At 71.9% G+C, this 22,559-nt stretch carries 20 protein-coding genes; 10 read left to right on the forward strand and 10 right to left on the reverse strand.

Going from position 1 to position 22,559, the window contains the following annotated elements; genetic code table 11:
- Positions 1-768 carry a hypothetical protein gene (locus ACFYW9_RS25730; protein WP_389154748.1) on the reverse strand — a complete coding sequence of 256 codons (768 nt, stop codon included), beginning with the start codon at positions 766-768 and terminating at the stop codon, positions 1-3.
- Positions 769-1,155: 387 nt separating this feature from the next.
- Here ACFYW9_RS25730 and trpS point away from each other — a divergent pair, with 387 nt between their 5' ends.
- Positions 1,156-2,169 (forward strand): tryptophan--tRNA ligase, encoded by a 1,014-nt coding sequence (gene trpS, locus ACFYW9_RS25735; protein ID WP_328671030.1) that lies wholly within the window; start codon positions 1,156-1,158, stop codon positions 2,167-2,169.
- Between the two features lie 227 nt (positions 2,170-2,396).
- Positions 2,397-2,978 (forward strand): 2'-5' RNA ligase family protein, encoded by a 582-nt coding sequence (locus tag ACFYW9_RS25740; protein ID WP_351868449.1) that lies wholly within the window; start codon positions 2,397-2,399, stop codon positions 2,976-2,978.
- Between the two features lie 13 nt (positions 2,979-2,991).
- On the opposite strand, the gene ACFYW9_RS25745 is transcribed toward ACFYW9_RS25740, so the two are convergent.
- Together ACFYW9_RS25745 and ACFYW9_RS25750 are read right to left on the reverse strand one after the other, a co-directional pair.
- A complete protein-coding gene (locus ACFYW9_RS25745) occupies positions 2,992-3,747 on the reverse strand; it encodes a decaprenylphospho-beta-D-erythro-pentofuranosid-2-ulose 2-reductase (protein WP_351868451.1) in 756 nt (251 codons plus the stop codon).
- An 83-nt stretch (positions 3,748-3,830) separates the two neighbouring features.
- Complete coding sequence (locus ACFYW9_RS25750) at positions 3,831-5,180, reverse strand: FAD-binding protein (RefSeq protein WP_389154754.1); 1,350 nt, start codon at positions 5,178-5,180, stop codon at positions 3,831-3,833.
- A 142-nt stretch (positions 5,181-5,322) separates the two neighbouring features.
- On the opposite strand from ACFYW9_RS25750, the gene ACFYW9_RS25755 reads away from it, so the two are divergent.
- From ACFYW9_RS25755 to ACFYW9_RS25770, 4 genes are all read left to right on the forward strand, one after another.
- Positions 5,323-5,859, forward strand: coding sequence for a phosphatase PAP2 family protein (locus tag ACFYW9_RS25755; protein WP_389154758.1), 537 nt, complete (start codon positions 5,323-5,325; stop codon positions 5,857-5,859).
- Positions 5,852-6,796, forward strand: coding sequence for a decaprenyl-phosphate phosphoribosyltransferase (locus ACFYW9_RS25760; RefSeq protein ID WP_389154761.1), 945 nt, complete (start codon positions 5,852-5,854; stop codon positions 6,794-6,796). The genes ACFYW9_RS25755 and ACFYW9_RS25760 overlap by 8 nt, the downstream gene beginning before the upstream one ends.
- 134 nt (positions 6,797-6,930) lie before the next feature.
- Positions 6,931-7,344 (forward strand): GtrA family protein, encoded by a 414-nt coding sequence (locus ACFYW9_RS25765; RefSeq protein WP_389154926.1) that lies wholly within the window; start codon positions 6,931-6,933, stop codon positions 7,342-7,344.
- Complete coding sequence (locus ACFYW9_RS25770) at positions 7,332-8,384, forward strand: YihY/virulence factor BrkB family protein (RefSeq protein WP_389154765.1); 1,053 nt, start codon at positions 7,332-7,334, stop codon at positions 8,382-8,384. Before ACFYW9_RS25765 ends, ACFYW9_RS25770 begins: the two co-directional genes overlap by 13 nt.
- Here ACFYW9_RS25770 and ACFYW9_RS25775 read toward each other — a convergent pair.
- A complete protein-coding gene (locus ACFYW9_RS25775; RefSeq protein ID WP_389154768.1) occupies positions 8,338-9,669 on the reverse strand; it encodes a D-alanyl-D-alanine carboxypeptidase family protein in 1,332 nt (443 codons plus the stop codon). The two genes, ACFYW9_RS25770 and ACFYW9_RS25775, sit on opposite strands and share 47 nt — an antisense overlap.
- 112 nt (positions 9,670-9,781) lie before the next feature.
- On the opposite strand from ACFYW9_RS25775, the gene ACFYW9_RS25780 reads away from it, so the two are divergent.
- The 3 genes from ACFYW9_RS25780 (at position 9,782) to ACFYW9_RS25790 (ending at position 13,249) form a co-directional block, all read left to right on the forward strand.
- On the forward strand, positions 9,782-10,024 hold the full coding sequence (locus ACFYW9_RS25780; protein ID WP_328449026.1) for an SCO4848 family membrane protein: 243 nt from the start codon (positions 9,782-9,784) through the stop codon (positions 10,022-10,024).
- A 16-nt stretch (positions 10,025-10,040) separates the two neighbouring features.
- Positions 10,041-11,546 (forward strand): metallophosphoesterase, encoded by a 1,506-nt coding sequence (locus ACFYW9_RS25785; RefSeq protein WP_389154772.1) that lies wholly within the window; start codon positions 10,041-10,043, stop codon positions 11,544-11,546.
- Positions 11,547-11,692: 146 nt separating this feature from the next.
- Positions 11,693-13,249 (forward strand): ABC transporter substrate-binding protein, encoded by a 1,557-nt coding sequence (locus tag ACFYW9_RS25790; protein WP_389154775.1) that lies wholly within the window; start codon positions 11,693-11,695, stop codon positions 13,247-13,249.
- 100 nt (positions 13,250-13,349) lie between these two features.
- Here the strand turns inward: ACFYW9_RS25790 and ACFYW9_RS25795 are convergent, their stop codons facing one another.
- The 3 genes from ACFYW9_RS25795 to ACFYW9_RS25805 all read right to left on the reverse strand — a co-directional run bounded on the left by ACFYW9_RS25795 (position 13,350) and on the right by ACFYW9_RS25805 (position 17,984).
- The gene (locus ACFYW9_RS25795) at positions 13,350-15,521 is read right to left on the reverse strand and encodes a sulfatase-like hydrolase/transferase (protein ID WP_389154779.1); all 2,172 of its coding nucleotides are present in this window, start codon (positions 15,519-15,521) and stop codon (positions 13,350-13,352) included.
- 322 nt (positions 15,522-15,843) lie between these two features.
- Positions 15,844-17,298: a HAMP domain-containing sensor histidine kinase gene (locus tag ACFYW9_RS25800; protein ID WP_351868471.1), complete on the reverse strand. Its 1,455-nt coding sequence runs from the start codon at positions 17,296-17,298 to the stop codon at positions 15,844-15,846.
- A complete protein-coding gene (locus tag ACFYW9_RS25805; protein WP_351868473.1) occupies positions 17,295-17,984 on the reverse strand; it encodes a response regulator transcription factor in 690 nt (229 codons plus the stop codon). The genes ACFYW9_RS25800 and ACFYW9_RS25805 overlap by 4 nt, the downstream gene beginning before the upstream one ends.
- Positions 17,985-18,142: 158 nt before the next feature.
- On the opposite strand from ACFYW9_RS25805, the gene ACFYW9_RS25810 reads away from it, so the two are divergent.
- Positions 18,143-20,557, forward strand: coding sequence for an MMPL family transporter (locus ACFYW9_RS25810; RefSeq protein WP_389154929.1), 2,415 nt, complete (start codon positions 18,143-18,145; stop codon positions 20,555-20,557).
- A gap of 58 nt (positions 20,558-20,615) precedes the next feature.
- Here ACFYW9_RS25810 and ACFYW9_RS25815 read toward each other — a convergent pair whose 3' ends face one another.
- Genes ACFYW9_RS25815 through ACFYW9_RS25825 form a run of 3 tightly spaced genes read right to left on the reverse strand, consistent with a single transcriptional unit; the run spans position 20,616 to position 22,399 of the window.
- Positions 20,616-21,449, reverse strand: coding sequence for a TetR/AcrR family transcriptional regulator (locus ACFYW9_RS25815; protein WP_389154784.1), 834 nt, complete (start codon positions 21,447-21,449; stop codon positions 20,616-20,618).
- 9 nt (positions 21,450-21,458) lie between these two features.
- Positions 21,459-21,986 (reverse strand): thiol-disulfide oxidoreductase DCC family protein, encoded by a 528-nt coding sequence (locus tag ACFYW9_RS25820; protein ID WP_389154787.1) that lies wholly within the window; start codon positions 21,984-21,986, stop codon positions 21,459-21,461.
- A 5-nt stretch (positions 21,987-21,991) separates the two neighbouring features.
- Entirely contained in the window at positions 21,992-22,399 is a 408-nt protein-coding gene (locus ACFYW9_RS25825; protein WP_351868483.1) for a hypothetical protein, read from the reverse strand.
- Between the last annotated feature and the right edge of the window lie 160 nt (positions 22,400-22,559).

The following is a 22,559-nucleotide window of genomic DNA, read 5'->3' on the forward strand; positions in this document are numbered from 1 at the left end:
TCAGACCTCGACCAGCTCCTGGCGCGGTTCCGGCAGCGACTCGGCGCTCCAGACGTTCCCTGCGTTCCCCGCGTTCCCGGCGTTCCCGGCGTTCCCGGCGTTCACCCGCCGGACCTTCGCGCGGCGGACGAACCACGTGGCGCCGACGCCGAGGGCCAGGCCCGCCGCGAGTCCGGGCACCGCCCACGCAGCCGGGTCCAGCTCCACCCGGACGGCGGACGCGGCCGGCCCGGAGCCGAACAGCTTTCCCTCCTGCGTGAGCTGGCCGAACACCGAGAGCGACGCCCGGTGCCAGCGGAAGTCGCCGCCCACCAGGTCGGGAGCCAGATTCGACCGCACCCACGGCGCGCCGTCCGCGGTGAGGAACACCTGGTCCTGGCGCTCGATGGCGACGTCACCCCCGGCACCCGTGACTCCCCAGATCACCGTGACCTCGGGAACGGGAAGACGGCCGTCCGCCCACTCGTCGGGCGTCTTCTTCTCCCCCGCGTACCGGGGGGACAGCAGCCGCCACAGCCGTCCGAAATCCGGATCGCCGCTGTGCAGGGTGGTCGTCAGTCCCGTGTCACCGGCGACGGTCAGGACGATGTCCGGGCTGTCGCCCGAGGAGCCCTGCGCGGCGTACTCCGCGCTCTCCCGGACCGCCGACGCGACCATCGGCGTGTTCGCCGGGGGGCCGGCCAGGGCGGCCGGTGCCGCCGACACGACCGCCGCGGCGGTCGCCCCCAACGCCCCCACCACCGTGACCAGTTCACGAAGCCCGCGCATGGAACCCCCAACCAGCCGGCGCAGAGCCGGCCCGCACACCGTTGTGCCAATTTCTGGGTGCGCCGACGGACCCGCCGGGGTTCCCCTCGACGGCGACGTCCGAGCGGCGCTCCGCCCTGCCGAATCCGGCTACCTGGGCGAATCGGCATTGTTAAGCGCCCGTGGCGCCGAAAGCACCCCCTCCAGGCAGAACGTCACCTCACCGTTGCACTTCCATGACGGCGAGTGTTCGAAAACCGCTCAGGTGAGCAAAACGGTCACCGTCTGTGCTGTCGGGCCGGGGGCCCGGAGGGCACGGTTCCCGGAACCGCGGCGCCGGCCCGCCCGGACCACATCTCTTTCCGGCCAGTTCCGGAGCGGGCCCCGGCACCTGAGAGAATGGTGAACATGGCCTCTGACAGTCCTCGCGTGCTCTCCGGAATCCAGCCCACGGCAGGCTCGTTCCACCTCGGCAACTACCTCGGCGCCGTCCGCCAGTGGGTGGCGCTCCAGGAGTCCCACGACGCGTTCTACATGGTCGTCGACCTGCACGCGATCACGATTCCGCAGGACCCCGCGGACCTGCGTGCCAACACCCGGCTCGCGGCGGCGCAGCTCCTCGCGGCGGGACTCGATCCCGAGCGCTGCACGCTCTTCGTCCAGAGCCACGTCCCCGAGCACGCGCAGCTCGCCTGGGTGATGAACTGCCTCACCGGTTTCGGCGAGGCCTCCCGCATGACCCAGTTCAAGGACAAGTCCGCCAAGCAGGGCGCCGACCGCGCGAGCGTGGGCCTCTTCACGTACCCGGTCCTCCAGGTGGCGGACATCCTGCTGTACCAGGCCCACGAGGTCCCGGTCGGCGAGGACCAGCGCCAGCACATCGAGCTGACCCGCGACCTCGCGGAGCGTTTCAACGGCCGCTTCGGCGACACCTTCCGGATTCCCAAGCCGTACATCCTCAAGGAGACGGCGAAGATCTTCGATCTCCAGGACCCGTCGATCAAGATGAGCAAGTCGGCCTCGACGCCGAAGGGCCTCATCAACCTGCTCGACGACCCGAAGGTGACCGCCAAGAAGGTCAAGAGCGCGGTCACCGACACGGACACCGTCATCAGGTACGACGCGAGCGCCAAGCCGGGTGTCAGCAACCTGCTGACCATCTATTCGACGCTCACCGGCACGGGAATCGGCGAGCTGGAGGAGAAGTACGCCGGCAAGGGCTACGGTGCGCTGAAAACGGACCTCGCCGAGGTCATGGTCGACTTCGTGACGCCGTTCCGGGAGCGCACCCAGCAGTATCTGGACGACCCCGAGACGCTCGACTCGATTCTGGCCAAGGGCGCCGAGAAGGCGCGCGCCGTCGCCGCCGAGACGCTCTCCCAGGCGTACGACCGGGTCGGATTCCTGCCCGCCAAGCACTGACGGCCGAGGCCGCCGCCGTACGCGGGGCCGCGCCCCGGCCCTCCGGCGGCGGCACGGCCCCTACCACACCACCTTCGGCAGTCAGTACGAGACGAGCGCGACACTCCTACACACGCCGATTGCGGGTCATACCGCCGTACAGTCGAAAGCCGGGGCGGGCCGAGCGATCGCCCCCTCCCGCGCAGCACCACCGAACAGCCCTGACCACGACAACGACAGGAGACGACGTGGGGACCGTAACGATCGGTGTGTCGATCGCGGTCCCGGAGCCTCACGGCAGCCTGCTCCAGGAGCGGCGCGCGGGCTTCGGCGACCCCGCGGCTTGCTGCATTCCCACGCACGTCACCCTGTTGCCGCCGACCGAGGTCGAGGAGTCGGCGCTGCCCGCGATCGAGACGCACCTCGTCGAGGTCGCGGCCGCCGGGCGACCGTTCCCGATGCGGCTGTCCGGCACCGGCACCTTCCGCCCCCTGTCACCGGTCGTGTACGTCCGGGTCGCCGAGGGCGCCGAGGCCTGCACCTGGCTCCAGAAGCAGGTCCGGGACGTCTCGGGCCCCGTCGCCCGCGAGCTCCAGTTCCCGTACCACCCGCACGTCACCGTGGCCCACGGCATCGACGACGAGGCGATGGACCACGCCTTCGAGGCGCTCTCCGGGTACGAGGCCGGGTGGCCCTGCACCGGATTCGCCCTCTACGAGCAGGGTGCCGACGGTGTGTGGCGCAAGCTCCGCGAGTTCGCCTTCGGCGGCGCCGTGGTGCCCCCGCAGGCCACCTCGCCCGAGCGGGACACCACGCTTCCTGCGCTCTGACGGGTGCGGGACGTCAGAGCGGCAGCCGCCTGAAGACCGCGCGCGGCGTGTGCCGCAGCGCGGACATGACCATCCTCAGGGCCCCCGGCACCCACACCGTCTCCGAGCGGCGCCTCAGCCCCAGTTCGATCGCCGCGGCCACCGCCTCCGGGGTGGTCGACAGCGGCGCCTCGGGCAGATGGGCCGTCATCCGCGTACGGACGAATCCGGGGCGTACGACCATGACGTGCGCGCCGGTGCCGTGGAGGGCGTCGCCCAGGCCCTGCGCGAAGGCGTCCAGGCCCGCCTTGCTGGAGCCGTAGATGAAGTTCGAGCGGCGGGCGCGTTCGCCCGCGACCGAGGACAGCACCACCAGGGAGCCGTGCCCCTGCGTCTGCAGCGCCCGCGCGCACACCAGACCCGAGGACACCGCGCCCGTGTAGTTGGTCTGCGCGACCCGGACCGCCGCGACCGGCTCCTTCTCGTCCAGGGCCTGGTCGCCGAGCACCCCGAAGGCCATCAGCACGATGTCGATGTCGCCCTCGGCGAAGACCTTGCCGAGCACGGCCTCGTGGGACTCGGGATCGAGGGCGTCGAAGGCGAGGGTACGGACGTCCGCGCCGAGCCGGCGCAGCCGCTCGGCGGCCTCTTCCAGGGCGGGGGCCGGCCGTCCGGCGAGCCACACCGTGCGGGTCCGCCGGGTGATCAGCCGGTGCGCCGTGGCCAGCGCGATCTCGGACGTGCCGCCGAGGACCAGCAGGGACTGGGGGATACCGAAGGCGTCCTTCATGACAGCGAGCTCCTAGAGACGGGGAACCGGAGGGGCGGGCGGGAACGGGGCGCGCTGCGGGCCGGGAACGGCGCCGGGGCCCGCTACAGGCCCAGCCGGCGGGACAGGTCGGAGGTGAAGACCCCCCGCGGGTCCAGCTCCTGGCGCAGCGACCGGAACGCGCCGAGCCGCGGATACATGACGTCCAGCAGCTCGGGCCGCAGCCGCGCGTCCTTGGCGAGGTACACGCGCCCTCCGGCCTCCGCCACCTCCTCGTCCAGCTCGTCGAGGAAGGCGCCGAGGCCCGGCAGGCCCGCCGGGATGTCCAGGGCCAGGGTCCAGCCGGGCAGGGGGAAGGACAGCCAGCCCGGATCGCCCTCTCCGAAGCGCTTGAGGACGGCGAGGAAGGACGGGCAGCGGCGTTCGGAGATGCGCCGCACGATCCGCCGCAGGGTCTCCTCCCGGCCGTGTCCGACGACGAACTGGTACTGGACGAAGCCGCCGCGCCCGTAGACCCGGTTCCAGTGCGGCACCCCGTCCAGGGGATGGAAGAAGGCCGGGATCGGCTGGAGCTCACCGGTCCGCAGGCGGGGCGCCTTGCGGTACCAGAGTTCGTTGAAGAGGCCGACCGTCGTCCGTCCGAGGAGCCCTTCCGGCACGAAGGCGGGGGCGGCCGGGAGGCGTGACGGGCGGAACGCCAGCGGATGTCTGCGGGCCCGCGGGGGGAGCGCGTCCAGCGGCGTGTGCTCGCCGCGGGTCAGGACCGAGCGCCCCGTTCCGGCCCCGCGCGCGAGGAGGTCGATCCAGGCCACCGAGTAGCGGTACCGGTGGTCGGTGGCGGTGAGGCGGGCCATCAGGTCGTCCAGGTCCGTCGCGCGTTCGGTGTCGACGGACATCAGGGCGGTCTCCACCGGCTGGAGGCGGACGGTCGCCGTCAGGATCACGCCGGTCAGGCCCATGCCGCCCGCCGTGGCGTCGAACAGCGGGGTGCCGGGTCCGACCGCCCGGATCCCGCCGTCCGCCGTCAGCAGCTCGAAGGACAGGACGTGACGGGCGAAGGAGCCCGACACGTGGTGGTTCTTGCCGTGGATGTCCGCGCCGATCGCGCCGCCCACGGTCACGTAGCGGGTCCCGGGCGTCACCGGCACGAACCAGCCGAGGGGGAGCAGGACCTCCATGAGCCGGTGCAGGGACACCCCCGCGTCGCACAGGACCGTGCCGCCGTCCGCGTCGATGGCGTGGATCCGGTCCAGGCCCGTCATGTCGAGCACCGCCCCGCCCGCGTTCTGCGCGGCGTCGCCGTAGGCCCGTCCGAGCCCCCGGGCGATCCCTCCCCGGGCCCCGCACTCCCGGACGGCGGCCGCCGCCTCCCCGTAGGTGCGCGGACGGACCAGACGGGCGGTGGTCGGGGCGGTGCGGCCCCAACCCGTGACGGAGACGGAGTCGGCAGGCATGACCGTGACCGTAGCGCCGCCGAGGGTGCACAACGGGGCAATCTACCCAGCACTCCCGGCTCCTCACCGAAATGGGTGATTAATGGGATGTCGTCCAAGATTGCCGTAGTTCTGCGACCGCTCCCTAGAAGAGTGGGATCGCATGGACGACCTTGACGACCGTGACGAGATGGATCGGCGGCCTGACGGCATGGACCGCCGGGTGCTGTCCGTACTCCACGCGTACGGCGGGGACCCGCGGGTCGCGGCCGTCGCGCGCGTCCTGTCCCGGAGCGGGGAGCACGGCGCCCTGTGGCTCGCGGCGGGGCTCGCCGGGGCGGCCGCCGACCCCGGGCGGCGCGGCGCGTGGCTGCGCGCGACGGCGCTCACCGCCGGCGCGCACCTCGCGAGCATGGGGGTGAAACGGATCGTGCGCCGCCCGCGTCCCACGCACGTGGCACCCCGGGTGGGAACGGCCGGACGGCACTCCTTCCCCAGCTCGCACGCGGCCTCCGCGACCGCCGCGGCGGTCGCGTACGGCGCGCTCGGCGCGTACGCCGTCCCGCCGCTCGCCGCCGCGATGTGCCTCTCGCGCCTCGTCGTCGGCGTCCACTACCCCACGGACGTCGCCGCCGGCGCGGCCCTGGGCGCCGCGGCGGCCGGACTGGGCGCCCGCTGGATCGGGACGGGCCATGGCTGAGCGTACGGCGCTCCTGGAGCGCGCCCCGGTCCTCGTCCCACCGCCGCGGAGCCTGACCGGGCTGCTGCGGGGCCTCGTCAGGACCGCGCGTCCCCGCCAGTGGGTGAAGAACGTGCTCGTCGTGGCCGCCCCGGCCGCCGCCGGCCGGCTCCTCTCGCTGCACGCCTTCAGTCAACTCGCGCTGGTCTTCCTCCTGTTCACGGCCTGCGCCGCCGCCGTGTATCTGATCAACGACGCCCGGGACGCCGTCGCCGACCGCGCCCACCCGGTGAAGCGCCACCGCCCGGTCGCCGCGGGCCAGGTCCCCGTCCCGGCCGCGTACGCCGTCGGCGGCGTCCTCGGGGTCCTCGCGCCCGCGACCGCCGCCTGGTTCTGCTCGCCGGCCGTCTGCGCGCTGCTGACCGCGTACCTCGGCATGCAGCTCGCGTACTGCGTGAGCCTGAAGCACGTGCTCGTCGTCGACCTCGTCGTCGTCACGACCGGGTTCCTGATGCGGGCCATGATCGGCGGCCTGGCCCTCGGCATCCCGCTCTCGCGCTGGTTCCTGATCACCACCGGCTTCGGGGCGCTGTTCATGGTCTCGGCGAAGCGCTACTCCGAGGCCGTGCAGATGGCGGGCACGGCGGGTGCCACGCGCGCGCTGCTCACCGAGTACACGACCGGCTACCTGCGGTTCGTGTGGCAGCTCGCCGCCGGGGTCTCCGTCCTCGGCTACTGCCTGTGGGCCCTGGAGGAGGGCGGAGTGCCGAGCACCGGCCTGCTGCCGTGGCGTCAGCTGTCCGTGGTCGCCTTCATCCTGGCCGTCCTGCGCTACGCGGTCTTCGCCGACCGGGGCACGGCGGGCGAGCCGGAGGACGTGGTCCTGCGCGACCGTCCGCTCGCCCTCATCGGCCTGGTCTGGCTGGCCATGTACGGACTCGCCGTGGCGAACTGGTGAGCGTCACCGAGGACCGGCCCGGTCCCGGTCTCCTCGCCGGCCGCGGGGCGGACACCGGGGCGCCGGACGCCCCGGGGCCCGCGGTCACGGAACCGGCGGCGGCCCCCGGACGGGCCCGTCCCCGGAAGCGTCTCCTGCGCGAGCTCCTCGGGTTCGCGGCGGTCGGCGCCCTCGCCTACGCCGCCGACCTCGGCCTCTTCGTCTGGCTCCGCGGCCCGGCGGGTCTGGACCCCCTGACCGCCAAGTCGCTGTCCTTCGTCGCGGGCTGCTCGGTGGCGTACGCCGGGAACGCGCTCGGCACCTACCGGCACACGGCGGCCCGGGGCCCGCGCCCCTGCCTGATCTTCCTCGCGGTGAACATCGCGGGCGCGCTGGTGCAGTTGCTGTCCATCGCCGTCAGCCACTACGGGCTCGGGTTCACCTCGGCGCGCGCGGACACCGTCTCGGGCGCGGGAGTCGGGATGGCGCTCGCCACGCTCCTGCGATTCTGGGGTACCCGGTCGCTGGTTTTCCGAGACGAGGGCAGAGTCGGATCATGGACTGGCTGAAAAAGATTCCCGGCGTGGGGCCTTGGGTCGTACGCCTGATGGCCACGCACGCGTGGCGGTCGTACGAGCGTCTGGACCGCGTCAAGTGGACGCGGCTCGCCGCCGCGATGACCTTCATCAGTTTCGTGGCGCTGTTCCCGCTGCTGACCGTGGCCGCGGCGATCGCCGCCGCCACGCTCAGCACCGAACAGCAGAAGGACCTCCAGGACAAGCTCGCCGAGCAGGTGCCGGGCATCTCCGACCAGCTCGACATCAACGGCCTCGTCCAGAACGCCGGCACGATCGGGCTCGTCGCCGGCGCCCTGCTGCTGGTCACCGGCATCAGCTGGGTCGGCTCCATGCGGGAGTGCCTGCGCGTGGTCTGGGAGCTGCCCGACAGCGAGGAGAACCCCGTCCTGCGCAAGCTCAAGGACGGGGGAGTCCTCGTCGGTCTCGGCGGCGCCGTGCTCCTCACCGTCGCCGTCTCCACGCTGGCGTCCACGGCGATGGGCTGGTCCGCGCGGCACCTGGGCCTCGACGAGCACGGCTGGGGGACCACGCTGCTTCAGTTCGTCGCCTTCGCGGTGGCGGTGCTCGCCGACTTCGTGGTCCTGCTGTACGTCCTGACGCTGCTGCCCGGTGTGGAGCCGCCGCGCCGCCGGCTGATCGTCGCCGCGCTGATCGGCGCCGTCGGCTTCGAGCTGCTCAAGCTGCTGCTCAGCGGCTACATGCGGGGGGTGGCGTCCAAGAGCATGTACGGAGCCTTCGGGGTGCCGATCGCGCTGCTCCTGTGGATCAACTTCACCTCGAAACTGCTCCTGTACTCCTCCGCCTGGACGGCGACACCGAGCGAGGGGCAGGACCGGGAGGCGTCGGACGACGACGCGCCGGCGGGTCCGGACGGGCCGGCCGGCTCACGGGAACCGGCCGGCGACGGCGAACCGGCCGGCCCGGAGGACCGGGGGGACCCGGGGGCTCCGAAGAACGCGAAGCGGGCTCCCGGGACCCGCGCGGTCAGCGGCGGCGGCGCATCAGGTCCGGCAGCGGCCAGCGGCGGTTGACCAGGAAGACGCCCGCCGCGAGCAGGGCGACGAAGCCGCCCGCCAGGCCGAGCGCGACGCCGATGCCGGTCGAACCGCCCTTCGCCGCGGTGGAGGCCGCCACCGGCTTCGTGGAGGTGTGCGCGGTGCCCGTGCCGGAACCCGTGCCCGGGCTCGCCCCGTCCGACGCGTTCGCGCCCGGTCGGGCCGTGGTGTCCACGCCCTTGGGCGCGACCAGTTCACCCACCGGTTCGACCTTGCCCGCGGACTGGAATCCCCAGTCGAGGAGCTGCGCGGCCTCCTTGTAGACCTCGTTGTGCTCCTTCTTCTCCGGGTTCATGACCGTGACGAGCAGCACCTTGCCGCCGCGCTCGGCGACGCCCGTGAAGGTGGCGCCGGCGTTGGTGGTGTTGCCGTTCTTCACTCCCGCGATGCCCTGGTACGGGGTGACGTCGCTGTCACCGGACAGCAGCCGGTTGGTGTTGCGGATCTCGGAGGAGGCGCGGCCGGACGTGCCCTTCTTGTTCCCGGCCGCCGCGCCGGGGAACGTGGCCCGCACCGTCGAGCAGTACTCCCGGAAGTCCTTCTTCTGGAGCCCCGAACGGGCGAACAGCGTCAGGTCGTAGGCCGACGACACCTGGCCCCCGGCGTCGTAACCGTCCGGGCTCACCACGTGCGTGTCGAGGGCCTGGAGGTCGTCCGCGTGCGCCTGCATGTCCTTGACCGTCTCGCGGACGCCCCCGTTCATCGAGGACAGCACGTGCACGGCGTCGTTGCCGGACTTCAGGAAGACACCGAGCCACAGGTCGTGGACGGTGTACGTCTCGTTCTCCTTTATGCCCACCACGCTGGAGCCCGCTCCGATGCCCGCCAGGTCGGAGGGGGCCACCTTGTACGAGGTGGTCCTCGGGAACTTGGGCAGCACCGTGTCGGCGAACAGCATCTTCAGGGTGCTCGCCGGGGGCAGCCGCCAGTGCGCGTTGTGCGCGGCCAGGACGTCACCGGACTCGGCGTCGGCGACGATCCAGGAACGCGCGGTGATGTCCGCGGGCAGGACGGGAGCGCCGCCGCCGAGGTTCACCTGGTTGCCGGGCCGGCCGAGCCGCTCGCCGCCGAGGCCCGACATGTTCGCCGGGGGCGTGGCCGAAGGAGCGGCCGAGGGAGTGGCCGAGGGTGACGGGGAGGGGCTCGCCGTGGGGCTCGCGTCGGTGGTGACGGCGAACACGGGCGCAGTGAAGGAAAGGGTCAACAGCGTGGCGGAAGTGATCAAAAAGGATCGCTGAATGGTCTTTTTCGAGGCGGACACGATCGAGAAAGTACAGGGGTTGTGACGGGAATTCCCGTCACCGTTCGGGGAAGCCCCTTCGCCCTCTCCACCCCGGCGCCGGACCACGGTGGGCGACGGCGATACTGAACGCATGAAGCTCAGCCGCCCCGTGTCCTGGTTCCTGCTCGCCTTCGGGGTGTGGAGTTGGGTCATTTGGGTCACTTTCGCTAAGAATCTCTGGGAAGACGCCAGTGGGCTCGCGTTCGACGACGCGGGTGATCCGACGGCGTACTTCTGGGTGCACCTGACGCTCACCGTCGTGTCGTTTGTCCTTGGGACGGTCGTCGGGGTCATCGGGTTGCGCGGCGTACGCGCTTTGCGCCAGACGTCATAACGGGGGATACGACGTCATGGTCATCTTGTTCGTGTTGGTGGGTCTGAGCGTGCTGGCCGTGCTCGGCGGGATGCACTGGTACGCCTGGCGCCGGCTGGTGCGGGACACCACGAGCGGCCCCGGACCGGTCCGCAGGCTGGGCACGGCCCTCTTCGTCGCCGGGCCGCTGCTGATGGTCGGTGCCATCGTGAGCGAGCGGGCGGGCGCTCCCTTCCCGCTCCAGCAGACGCTGGCCTGGCCCGGGTTCCTGTGGATGCCGCTGGGCCTCTACCTCGTACTGGCGCTGCTGGCCGGGGAGTTCGTACGGCCGGTCCTGCGACGGGTCCTGGAGCGCCGGGCCGCCCGGCGCGCGGAGAGCGGCGGGGCCGCGTCCCCCGCCGTGACCGAGCGCGTGGCGTCGACGGAGCCCGCCGAATCGGTGGCGTCGACGGCACCGGCCGAATCGACGGGGCCCGCGGAACCGGCTGAATCGGTGGGACCCGCGGAACCCGCTGCATCAGTGGGACCCGCGGAACCCGCTGCATCAGTGGGACCCGCGGAACCGGCTGCATCGGTGGGACCCGCGGCACCGGCTGAATCGGTGGGACCCGCGGAACCCGCTGCATCAGTGGGACCCGCGGAACCCGCTGCATCAGTGGGACCCGCGGCACCGGCTGATTCAACGGGACCCGCGGAACCGGCGGGAGCCGTCCGGTCGCCGTCGCGGCGTCTGTTCGTCTCGCGGGTCGTGGGTGGCACGGCCGCGGCCGTCGCCGTGGGGACCGTGGGGTACGGGACCTACGGCGTGCTGCGCGGGCCCAGGGTGAAGCGGGTCACCGTACCGCTCGCCAAACTGCCCCGGTCCGCCCACGGATTCCGGATCGCCGTCGTGAGCGACATCCACCTCGGGCCGGTGCTCGGACGCGGATTCGCCCAGCGGGTCGTCGACACGATCAACTCCACACAGCCCGATCTGATCGCCGTCGTCGGTGACCTGGTCGACGGCAGCGTGAAGAACCTCGGCCCCGCCGCCGCACCCCTCGCCCGGCTGCGCGCCCGGCACGGCTCCTACTTCGTCACCGGGAACCACGAGTACTTCTCCGGAGCCGAGCAGTGGATCCGGGAGGTGCGGGAGCTGGGGATCCATCCCCTGGAGAACGCGCGGACCGAACTGGCCGGATTCGACCTCGCCGGCGTGAACGACCTCCAGGGCGAGAGTGAGGGGCAGGGACCCGACTTCGGCAAGGCGCTCGGGGACCGCGACACGACCCGGGCCTGTGTGCTCCTCGCGCATCAGCCGGTGCAGATCCATGATGCGGTGCGCCACGGGGTCGACCTCCAGCTGTCCGGACACACCCACGGCGGACAGCTGTGGCCGGGCAACCTCGTCGCGGCCGCCGCCAATCCGACGGTCGCCGGCCTGGAGCGCTACGGCGACACGCAGCTCTACGTCTCCCGGGGCGCGGGAGCCTGGGGGCCGCCGACCCGCGTCGGCGCGCCCTCCGACATCACGGTCGTCGAGCTGGCCTCGCGCGAAGCCTGAGAATCCGCTGTGAGGAGACACCGAAAAGATCATTTTCGTCGGTCCTGGGCGCTCTTCCCGATTTCCCTCCCCCGGCCGAAACTCCTGTGGTTAGGTGATCCGCGTCACTAGGGGAGTGGCGTGCGGGGCGCCTGGGGAGGGCACCGATGCGATCGGTTCGCTTATGGATACCGGCGGCGTTGCTCGTTGTGGCGAGCGCCGGTGTGGCCGGCTGGCAGTTCATACCGGCGGAGGGGAACGACAACCGCACCATCACGGTGGGCACCACGGACGCCGTCACCTCGCTCGACCCGGCCGGCGCCTACGACGCCGGGTCCTGGGCCCTGTTCGGCAATGTCTTCCAGTCGCTGCTCACCTTCGAGCCCGGCGGCGCCAAGCCGGTCCCGGACGCCGCCAGGAGCTGCGCGTTCACCGGCACGGGGCTGCGCACCTATCGCTGCACACTGCGTGACGACCTCACCTTCCCCAGCGGGCGCACGATGACCGCGGCGGACGTGAAGTTCTCCTTCGACCGCGTCAAGCGCATCAACGACGAGGTCGGGCCCGCCTCCCTCCTCTCCACCCTGGGCAGCGTGGACGCGAGCGGCCGGACCGTCACCTTCCATCTGTCCTCGCCCGACGCGACCTTCCCGTTCAAGCTGGCCACCGGCGCCGGTTCGATCGTCGACAGCACCCGCTATCCCCGGCGCAGCCTGCGCACCGGCCCCGGTGCCGACGGCACGGGGCCCTACGTCCTGAAGGCGTACACGCAGGGCGCGAGGGCCGTCCTCGCCCCCAACCCCGGCTACAAGGGCGCCGTCGACGACCTCGGCAAGCCCGTCGTGCTGCGCTACTACGCCAACTCGGGGGCGCTCCAGGTGGCCTGGAAGGCGAAGGAGCTCGACGTCGTGGCCCGTCAGCTCCCGCCCGCCGTGCTCGCCGCGCTCTCGCCGAGCGATCCCGCGCAACGCGTCACGGAGGCCGACAGCGCCGAGACCCGCAACCTCGTCCTCGACGTGCGCGAAGGGTCGCCGCTGCACGACCGGCGGGTCCGGCAGGCCCTCGCCTCGCTGGTCGACCGCGAGACGCTGGTCGACCGGACGTACCGGGGGACCACCGACCCGCTGTACGGGCTGATCCCGGCGGGGATCACGGGGCACGCGACCTCGTTCTTCGACAGCTATCCGAAGCCCGACGCCAAGAAGGCGCGGGCCCTGCTGACCGAGGCCGGGGTCTCGTTGCCCGTGCGCCTCACCTACGGGTTCGCCGAGGGGCGGGGTGCCGCGGGCGAGGAGGCGGCCGAGCTCAAGCGGCAGCTGGAGGCGGACGGGCTGTTCAAGGTGACGGCCGAGGGGTTCGAGTGGACCGAGTTCCAGAAGAAGTACGCGGAGGGCGGGTTCGACGCCTGGGCGGTCGGCTGGGTCGCCGACTATCCCGACGCGGACACCTTCGGCGCACCGCTGGTCGGTACCGGCAACAGCATGAAGAACGGCTACACCGACAAGGATGTCGACCGTCTGATCAAGGAGACCCGGCAGGACGCCGACCGGAGCCGTACGGCGGAAGCGTTCCGGCGGCTCCAGGCGCGGGTCGCCCAGGACGTTCCGCTGGTCCCGCTGTGGCAGCGCAGGGACTACGTCATCAGCAGTGAGGACGTCAGCGGCGGAGAGTACCTGTCCGACGGGACCGGCGTCTTCCGCCTCTGGCAGCTGAACTGGCTGTGACGAGCGGCCCCGGTGTCCGGGGCCCTCGGCTCCACGCGCGCGGGCGGCGGTCGTAGGCCCCGGCCGTGACCGCCGCCCCGCCGGCGCGGAGTCGGTCCTGTCACGGGTGCGGAGTGGATCCGTACGCCGTCAGGAAGCGGTCGCGGAACGAGTCCATCTTCCACACCGGGGCGTCGTGCTCGGGCCGGAGTCCGTCCGTCCAGCCCCAGCCGGCGATCCTGTCGAGCACCTTGGGGTCCTTGGCGACGATCGAGACGGGCACGTCGCGGCTGGCGTGGTCGCCGCTGACCCGGGCGAGCGGCTGGTGGTCCCCGAGGAAGACCAGCACGGTGTTCTTGTCGCCGTGCTGCACCAGCCAGTCGATCAGGCTCGTCACCGAGTACGAGATCGACTTGCCGTACTCCACCTTCGACTTCTGCGAGCTGGTGATGATGTCGCCGGGCTTCTTGCCGGCCTTCTGGATGGCGTCGTAGACCGAGCCGTCGCCGACCTGGTCCTGGGGGACCGTCTTGGGGATGGGCGCCCAGGGCTGGTGGCTGGAGGTCAGGATGATCGTCGACATCAGCGGCTTGTCGTGCTTCTTGCTGTGCACCAGGCGCTCGAACGCGGTCAGGGCGTACTGGTCGGGCATGGTCGACCAGCTGAACTTCGGTCCCTTGTACCCGAGGTGGAAGGCGTCGTAGAGCTTGTCGATGCCGTAGAACTTCTGCTCGGGCCAGCCCTTCTGGATGCCCGGCATGACGCCCACGGTGTCGTAGTCGCCGGTCTTCTTGAAGGCGCTGATCAGGCTGAGGTGGCTGCCTGCGGTCACGGTGCGGTAGCGCTGCTGGTTGTTGATCCACAGGCCCGACAGGAACGTCGAGTGGCCGAGCCAGCTGTTGCCGCCGTACGTCGCCGAGGTGAGCCAGCCGCTCTTCGCCGCGAAGCCGGCCCGGGTCAGCTTCTCGTTCTCCGCGGCCAGGGTCGCGTCGACGTCCGGTGCGATGACCGGGTCCTCGACGGCGGTGCGGCCGTAGCTCTCGATGAACGTGATGACCATGTCCTTGCCGCGCAGATCGGTGAGCATCTCGTCGGGCGGCGTGTTCGCGAAGTCGTCCTTCTTGGCGATCCTGGCGAACTCGGCTTCGTCCCGCAGGGTGTTCCGCACCCGCGCCGCCCGGTCCTGGACGACCAGCGCGGTGTGCTCGGAGGCGATGGGCACCCCGGTGTACTGCACGCCGAGCGCCGCGCAGGTGACCCAGGCCATGGCCAGGACGAGGGTCGTGCGGGTCGCCGTCGCGGTGTTCCTGGCCACCAGGTTGCCGAGCCGGACGACCGACAGCGTCATGAGCACCAGGATGGCGATCACGAGCGCCACGGCCAGCGCCGCGATGCCGAGCGCGCCGCCGTGGCCGAACGTGTCCTGGAGGTAGGCCTGCGCGTCGCCGAACAGCGACCAGTCGAGGACGACGTTGAAGCCGCGTCCGAGGTATTCGTTGAAGCCGATGTCGAGGATGTTCAGGATCGTCAGCACGCCCAGGACCAGCCCGGCGGCCACCGACAGCGCGATCCGCGGCCGGCGGGGCAGGACGATCAGCAGCGCGGCACCGAAGATCGCCTCCACCGGGAGCCGCAGGAATTCCGCCGGACGGAAACTGCCCGCCTGGCTCGGCATCAGCAGCGCGAACAGGACGAGCGCGGCGGCGACGAGGGTGGTCGTCCAGGCGAGGGCGCGGGCGGTGGCGGGATGCCGGTCCCGCCAGCCGCGCCACCGGCCGGGCACGGGCGGTTCGTCTCCCGGAGGCTCCTCCCCGCCACCGGCCCCGTCCCCGGCGGCCACGCCGGGCACCTCCTCGGGCGAGTCCGGGAACGGCGACGAGGACGACGGCGAGGCCGCGTCCGAGGCTTCGCCCGGGGCGGCGTCCGCGCCCTCGCCGACCGCACCGGGTGTTTCGGTCTCGGTCTCGGCCCGGACTTCGCTCCCGGCCGCGGCGGCGGACGTTCCGCTGCCGGTTCCCGCGGAGTCCGCCCCTTCACCGGGGACGGCTTCCGCCGGCTCCTCCCGCGGGTCCGCGGAGCCGATCGAGGTGGCCCCCTCGGTCACGGCTGCCTCGGGGGCCGCCCCAGCCGCTGCCTCTCCCTCACCCGAGGCGGCGGCGTCCTCATCCGCGTCTGTGTCCGTGCCGGTGCCGGTGCCGGTGCCGGTGTCCGCGAGCGGCTCCGGCGCCGGCTCTTCGCGCGGAGGCGCCGCGTCCGTGTTCGGCAGCTGTCGAGAGCTCGTGTTGAACGACAACCCGGCGGTCCTTCCCTGCGATGCGCGGTGGCGGCGTGGCGGGTCGACCGAAGCGACCGACGCGCCCTCGTCGTGGTGTACGAGGCCGAGGCGGCCCGTGTTCAACCGCCTCGGTCAGCTTCTGCCCAAGTCTGTTTCCGCAGGTCACGGCGGTGCGTGAGAGGGTTCCCGGCCGGCCCGGCAGGCTCTGGAGCGACACCGGTCCCGCCTGGCCACCCCCACCCCGCCCGCGCCGCCGGTGCCGCCGCGTCGGCGTCGTGCCCGCATCCCCGCCGCCGGCCCCGGGGGCTCCGCCGGTCCTGCCCTGGAAGCGCCCGTTTCCTCAGCGCACCGGCAGTGTCACCGTCACCGCCAGACCCTCGCCGGGAGCCGTCCGTACCGTGACGCTCCCCCCGTGCGCCCTCACCACGCCCTCCACGATCGCCATCCCGAGCCCGCTGCCCGCGCCGCCGCCTGCCCGGAAGAAGCGGTCGAAGACGCGCGCCGCGTCCTCCTCCGCGAGCCCGGGCCCCTTGTCCGCGACACACAGCCGCAGCACGCCGTCCGAGCGCTCCAGGCCGAGCCGCACGGGCACGTCGCCGGGTGTGTGGGTCCGTACGTTGCCCACGAGATTGCCCAGCACCTGCCGCAGCCCCGACTCGTCGGCCCGCACGAGGAGCGTGCCGTCGGCGTCCACGGTCACCGGGCGGCCGGGCTGCTGGGCGCGCAGATCCGCGGCCGCGTCCCGCACGAGCCGGCTCAGGTCGACGTTCCTGAACCGCAGTTCGGGCCGCTGGTCGAGGCGGGCCAGGGTGAGCAGCTCGTCGACCAGCCTGCCCATGCGGTCGGTCTCCGCGTTCATCCGGTCCCAGGCCCGTCTGCGCTCGACGGGATCGGTCAGCATCCCCTTCTCGTAGAGCTGGAGGTAGCCGCGGATCGCCGCCAGCGGGGTGCGCAGCTCGTGCGAGGCGTCCCCGACGAACCGGCGGAGCTGGGCGGCGCTGTCCTCGCGCGTCCGGTAGGCCGACTCGACCTGGTGCAGCATGGAGTTGAGCGCGAGCCGGAGCTGTTCGACCTCCTGGGTCGGATGATGGCTGGAGGGGACGCGTCGGGTCAGATCGCCCTCGGCGATGGCGGACGAGGTCTCCACCATGGCCTCCAGCGGCAGCATCCGGCGGCGCACGCTGAACATCGTCAGACACGCGAGGAGCGCCAACAGCAGGGTTCCCACGGTCAGATCGAGTTTGAGCGCCTTGGCGATGCCCTTGTGCAGTCCGTCGGTCGAGGTGGCGAACAGGACGTAGGTCCCGTCGGCGAGGCGGGCCCCGGTCGCCCGGTAGGCGGCGCCGCGCACGGTGATGTCCCGCGGGTCGTCGCCGCGGGCGAGCGCGGCGGGGTCGTCCACGGCGGCCGCGAACGCGCGCTGTGTCTCACTGGGCCGGAAGCCGGCCACCTCGACGGCCTCGCCGTGCCGGTCGACGGCCGCGAAGACCGAGTCCGGGTTCGCCGACTCGTCCACCGCGGGACCGATCCGGTCGTGCACGAACGCGAGGGCGCTCAGCGAGTCGATCTGGCGCATGGTGAGCTGCGAGACGCCCAGTGAGTCCCGGGTCTTGAGGAGCTGGGCGTCCACCTGGTCGAGCAGATAGTGCCGCATGCCCATCAGGCTCACGGCGGTCGCCACCACGATGCCCAGCGCCAGCAGTCCCACGTTCGCGATCGTCAGCTGGCCGCGCAGCGAATGGATGCCGTGCCGGCGGCGGTGGGGGCGGCACCCGGGCCGGGCGGGCAGGTTCACGCGATCCCGTATCCGACGCCCCGGCGGGTCTGGATCACCGGTGGGCCCAGCGGTTCGAGCTTGCGCCGCAGGTAGCTGATGTACGTCTCGACGACCGTCGATTCGGCCGGGTGCTCGTACTGCCAGACATGGCGCAGGAGCTGCTCCTTGGGCACGATCCGGCCGCCGTTGCGGACGAGGAAGCGCAGCAGCGCGTACTCGGTGGGGGTGAGCTCGACCGTGGTGCCCGCGCGGTGGACGCGGTACGTCGTCTCGTCCAGCTCCAGGTCGCCGTAGCGCAGGGGCGGGCGCTGCGGCAGGACGTCGTCGGACCTGGTGCGGCGCAGGACGGCGGTGATGCGGGCGACGACCTCGTCGATGTTGAACGGCTTGGTGATGTAGTCGTCGCCGAAGCCGAGCGCGCCGACGATCTCGGCGGGCGCGTCCCGCGCGGTGAGGAAGACGACGGCCAGGTCCGGCTGCCGCAGGCGCAGTTCACGGCCGAGCGCCCGGCCGTCGCCGTCCGGGAGCATCACGTCGAGCAGGGCCGCGTCGGGGCGGGTGCGCTCGGCGAGGGCGAGCGCCTCGCGGACGGTTCCCGCCGCCATCACCTCGAAACGGTGGTAGCGCAGCGCGATGGTCAGGACGTCCGCGATGCTCGGCTCGTCCTCGACGACGAGGACGGTGGCTCCGTCGTGAGCGGTCATGTCCCCAGTATCGGCTGGGTCGTTGGCGGTGAGGGCCGTTCGCTCCTTGGAGTTGCTTGAGAGTCATGGGCGGGTCGTGTCCACCCGCGCGCGTGACCGCGAATCCTGGTGCCAGGACCTGGGGGACCGACCGACTAAGGAGCGTTGAAGTGGCGGTATTGGCACGGTGGTGCTATCGGCACCGGCTGGTGGTCCTGTTGCTGTGGGTGGGTGCGCTGTTCGGTCTCGGCTTCGCGGCGACCACCGCGGGCACGGACTACGCGAACGTGTTCTCCCTTCCGAACACGGACTCCAAGCGTGCGTACGACCAGATGGAGAAGGCCTTCCCGGACAGTGCGGGGGACACCGACACGGTGGTGTGGAAGGTCGCGGACGGCTCGGTCCGGGATGCCGCGGTGCGTTCGCGGATCCAGCCCGTGCTGGACGAGATCGCCGGCATGAAGGGTGTGGGCCAGGTCGCGGGTCCCTACCAGGGTGAGCGGGGCGCCGCGCAGATCAGCCGGGACGGCACGATCGCGTACGCCCAGATCACCTTCGCCGAACAGGCGAACGCCGTACCCAAGGAACTGGTGCAGGACGTCGTCGACACCGCGCAGGGTGCCGAACGGGCCGGACTCCAGGTGGAGTTGGGCGGACAGGCGATCCAGCGGGTCCAGGAGCCGCCCACCGGGCTCGCCGAGATGGTCGGCATCCTGGCCGCGGCCCTCGTGCTCTTCCTCGCCTTCGGTTCCCTCTTCGCCATGCTGCTGCCGATCGGCATCGCGGTCTTCGGGGTCGGTACGGGGCTGTTCTCCACGCAGTTGCTCAGCCACACCACGGACATCCCGGACCTGGCCCCGCTGCTGGCCACCCTGATCGGCCTCGGCGTCGGCATCGACTACGCGCTGTTCATCGTCACCCGGCACCGGCGCGGGCTCCTGCGGGGCCTGGAGTCCGAGGAGTCGGCGGTCGTCGCCCTCAACACCTCGGGCCGGGCGGTGCTGTTCGCGGGCGGCACGGTGTGCATCGCGCTCGCGGGCATGCTGGTGACGAACCTGCGTTTCCTGGACGGCGTGGTCATCGGCACGTCCCTGACCGTCGTGTTCAGCGTGCTCGCCGCCACCACACTGCTGCCCGCCCTCCTCGGCCTCCTCGGCACCCGGGTGCTCAGCCGCCGCCAGCGGCGCGAACTGGCGGAGCGGGGCCCGGAACCGGAGCGGGCGAGCGGGGCCGCGGCCCGCTGGTCGATGAGCGTGCAGCGCCGCCCCCGTACGATCGCGGTCCTCGCGCTGGCCGTGATGGCGGTCCTCGCCCTCCCCGTCCTGTCGCTGCACCTCGGCGCCACCGACCAGGGCAACGACGACGGCACGACGACGACCAGGCAGGCCTACGACCTGCTCGCCGAGGGCTTCGGACCCGGCTTCAACGGCCCCTTGCAGGTGGTCGTGACCGGCGGTGACACCGACGCCCTGGCGAAGAGCATCGGCGGCACGCCCGGGGTGGCCGCGGTCGCCGCGCTGCCGCCCGCCAACGGCGTGACGGTGATCCAGGTGGTGCCGACGACCTCACCGCAGTCGGTGAAGACCGACGACCTCATCGACACCCTGCGGGACCGGGTGATCCCGGACGCCGGGGCGAGCGCCCACGTCGGCGGCGTGACCGCCGTGTCGAAGGACTTCGCCACGATCACCGGCGACCGGCTGCCCTGGTTCATCGCCACGATCATCGGCCTCGGCTTCCTGCTCCTGCTGATCGCCTTCCGCTCCCTGGTGGTCCCGCTGACGGCCGCCCTGATGAACCTGATCGCGGCCGCCGCGTCCTTCGGCGTCCTGGTCGCGGTCTTCCAGTGGGGCTGGGGCCTGGAACTGCTGGGTCTCGGCAAGGAGGGTCCGATCAACGCCTTCCTGCCCGTCATCATGCTCTCGCTGCTGTTCGGCCTCTCCATGGACTACCAGGTGTTCCTGGTGAGCCGTATGCACGAGGAATGGGTGCACACCAAGGACAACGCGCGCGCGGTGCGGGTCGGGCTGGCGGAGACCGGCCGGGTCATCAACTCGGCCGCCCTGATCATGGTGTGCGTCTTCCTCGCCTTCGTCCTGAGCGGTGACGCGGGAGCGGCGATGGCGGGCGTCGGCCTCGCGGCCGCGGTCGCCCTGGACGCCTTCATCCTCCGTACGGCCCTGGTCCCCGCCGCGATGCACCTGCTCGGCAACTCCAACTGGTGGCTGCCCGCGGCCCTGGACAAGCGGCTGCCGCATCTGGCGGTGGAGCCCGCCGAGGAGCCGTCCGGTGACGCGGCTCCGGTCCGGGGCGGGGCCTCGGCCGTGCACGGGTTCGTCCGTGACGCGGAGGGCGAGGCGGTCGACGGGGCGGTCCTCACGCTGCTGTCCAAGGGAGGCCGCCAGCTGGACCGGGTGACCTCGCTGGCCGACGGTTCCTACATCGTCTCGGTCCCAGCCCCGGGGACGTATCTGCTGTCGGCGACGGCCCGTTCGTACGGGACGCGGGCACACCACGTCGTCGTCACGGACGAGCCGCTGGTGCACGACGTGGAGCTGGTCCAGGGAGAGGTGGACGCCGACGCGGTCAACTGAGACCGCCGGACGCCGGAGCTTCCCCGGCGCGGGGGGCGTCCGCCTCGGCGGGCGCCCCTCAGTCCGTTTCCCCCGCCGGGTCGGCCGGGCCCCGGTCCGTCTTTTTCGCCGGGTCGGGCAGCGCCTTCGTCATCCCCGGCAGGAAGTCCGTGAACAGCTCGTGCACCTCGTGGACGAGGGGCCGCAGCAGACGGAAGCGGGCCAGTGAGACGCCGCGCGCCGTCAGACGCGCCCCGCGCTCGGCGAGCCGGTAGCTGCGCTCGCGGCTCTCGGTACGGTCGAAGACCCAGTACAGGACGAGCCCCATCTGGGAGAGCCACATCAGCTCGGGCAGCACCTCGCGCAGTTCCTCCGGCACCTTGGTCTTCGCCCCGGCCAGCACTTCCTTGTGGACGCTGATGGCCTCCGCGCGCGCGTGCTCCGACTCGGGGGAGAAGGGGCTGAGCGGACTGTCCGGGTCGGCGGCGTTCTTGAAGAACTGCACGGCGAACTCGTGGTACGGCGTGGCGATGTCCAGCCACACCTTCAGGACACCGCCCAGCCGGGCCTCCAGGTCCGTCTCGCGGTCCAGCACATCCCGGACCGCCTCCCGGTGTTCGGCGGCGATCCGGTCGTAGAAGCCCTGGATCAGGTGTTCCTTGCCGGCGAAGTAGTAGTACGCGTTGCCGACGGAGACCCCGGCCTCCTGGGCGATGGCGCGCATCGTCGTCTTGTCGTACCCCCGTTCCTGGAAGAGCCGCATCGCGGTCTCCAGGATCAGGGCCCGGGTCTGTTCGCTCTTCGCCGGGCTCTTCGCCTCCTTCCCCGGGGACCTGGCGGGTTCGGAGGCCGCGGTGGGCTCGTCGGGCTCGGAGGACCCGATGGGGCCGGGGCTGTCTGTCGGTGCTGGCACGGGACGAGCCTAACGAGTGGGAACGGCCGGGCATTCGCCGCTGTCGCAGGCGGGTGGCTCGAAGGTCCATCCGGCGGTCGGGTCGTAGCTCCATCCGTCGCCCCACTGGTACGCGCCGCCGCCCCATCGCGGCCGGGACGTCCGGGACGCCTGCGCCTCGCGCCACTTGGCGGCGGCGAGGGTCGCGCCCCTGGCCAGCCTCGCCCCCGTGGGAGTGCTCAGCCGATGGGCCAGCGCCCGGTACTCGCGCAGCGCCCACAGGGTGACGATCCAGGCGGCGGTTCCCTGGTAGACCTGCCCGGCGTCACCCACGACGGTGATCTCGTCCAGGGTGGCGCGGTGGTCGAGCCGTGGGTGGCTCCGGGCGGCCTCCTCCGAACCGGCCGGCACGAACCGCAGCGGTACGAGCTGCGCCTGCCCGGCGAGCCAGTTCTTCAGGAAGGCGCACAGCGAGCAGTTCGCGTCGTAGAGGACGGTGAGCCCGAGGACCGGGACGCGTGCCGCGTCCCGGTCCCGGGTGGCCGATGCGCCGGTCACCGGTCTCACGCCCCGGCCGCGGGGGCGGCCCAGTCCGTCGGCCGCACCGGCGGAGTCTGCTCGCGCTCCATGACACCCCGCCGCCGGATCTTGTTGAGGGCGTAGACGTTGCCCAGGTGCATGACGCCGAGCACCAGCAGGACGACCCCCAGCTTCGTCGACAGGGCCTCGAAGATCTCGCGGGCGTCGGTGATCTCGTCGCTCTGGTGCAGATAGAGCGCGACGAAGCCCAGGTTGACGAGGTAGAAGCCCACCACCAGCAGGTGGTTGACGGCGTCGGCGAGCTTCTCGTCGCCGTGCAGGACGTCCGACAGGAAGATCCGTCCGTTGTGGCTCAGCGTGCGCGCCACCCAGACCGTCAGCGCGATGCTGACCAGCAGGTAGATGACGTAAGCGACGACTGTGAGGTCCATGTCCCCACCCCTTCTTGAACGCGTTCAAAACGCTGTCTGGGATGAATGTAGACCTCTTTTTGAACGTGTTCAAGTCGTATCGGGAATGGGTGCCGGAGGGCTCGGGCCGCACCGCCTCCGCACGGCGGCCGGGGGCGGGACGCGAAGAGGTGCTCCGGGT

The organism is Streptomyces sp. NPDC002698, from assembly GCF_042888945.1.
GTDB lineage: Bacteria > Actinomycetota > Actinomycetes > Streptomycetales > Streptomycetaceae > Streptomyces.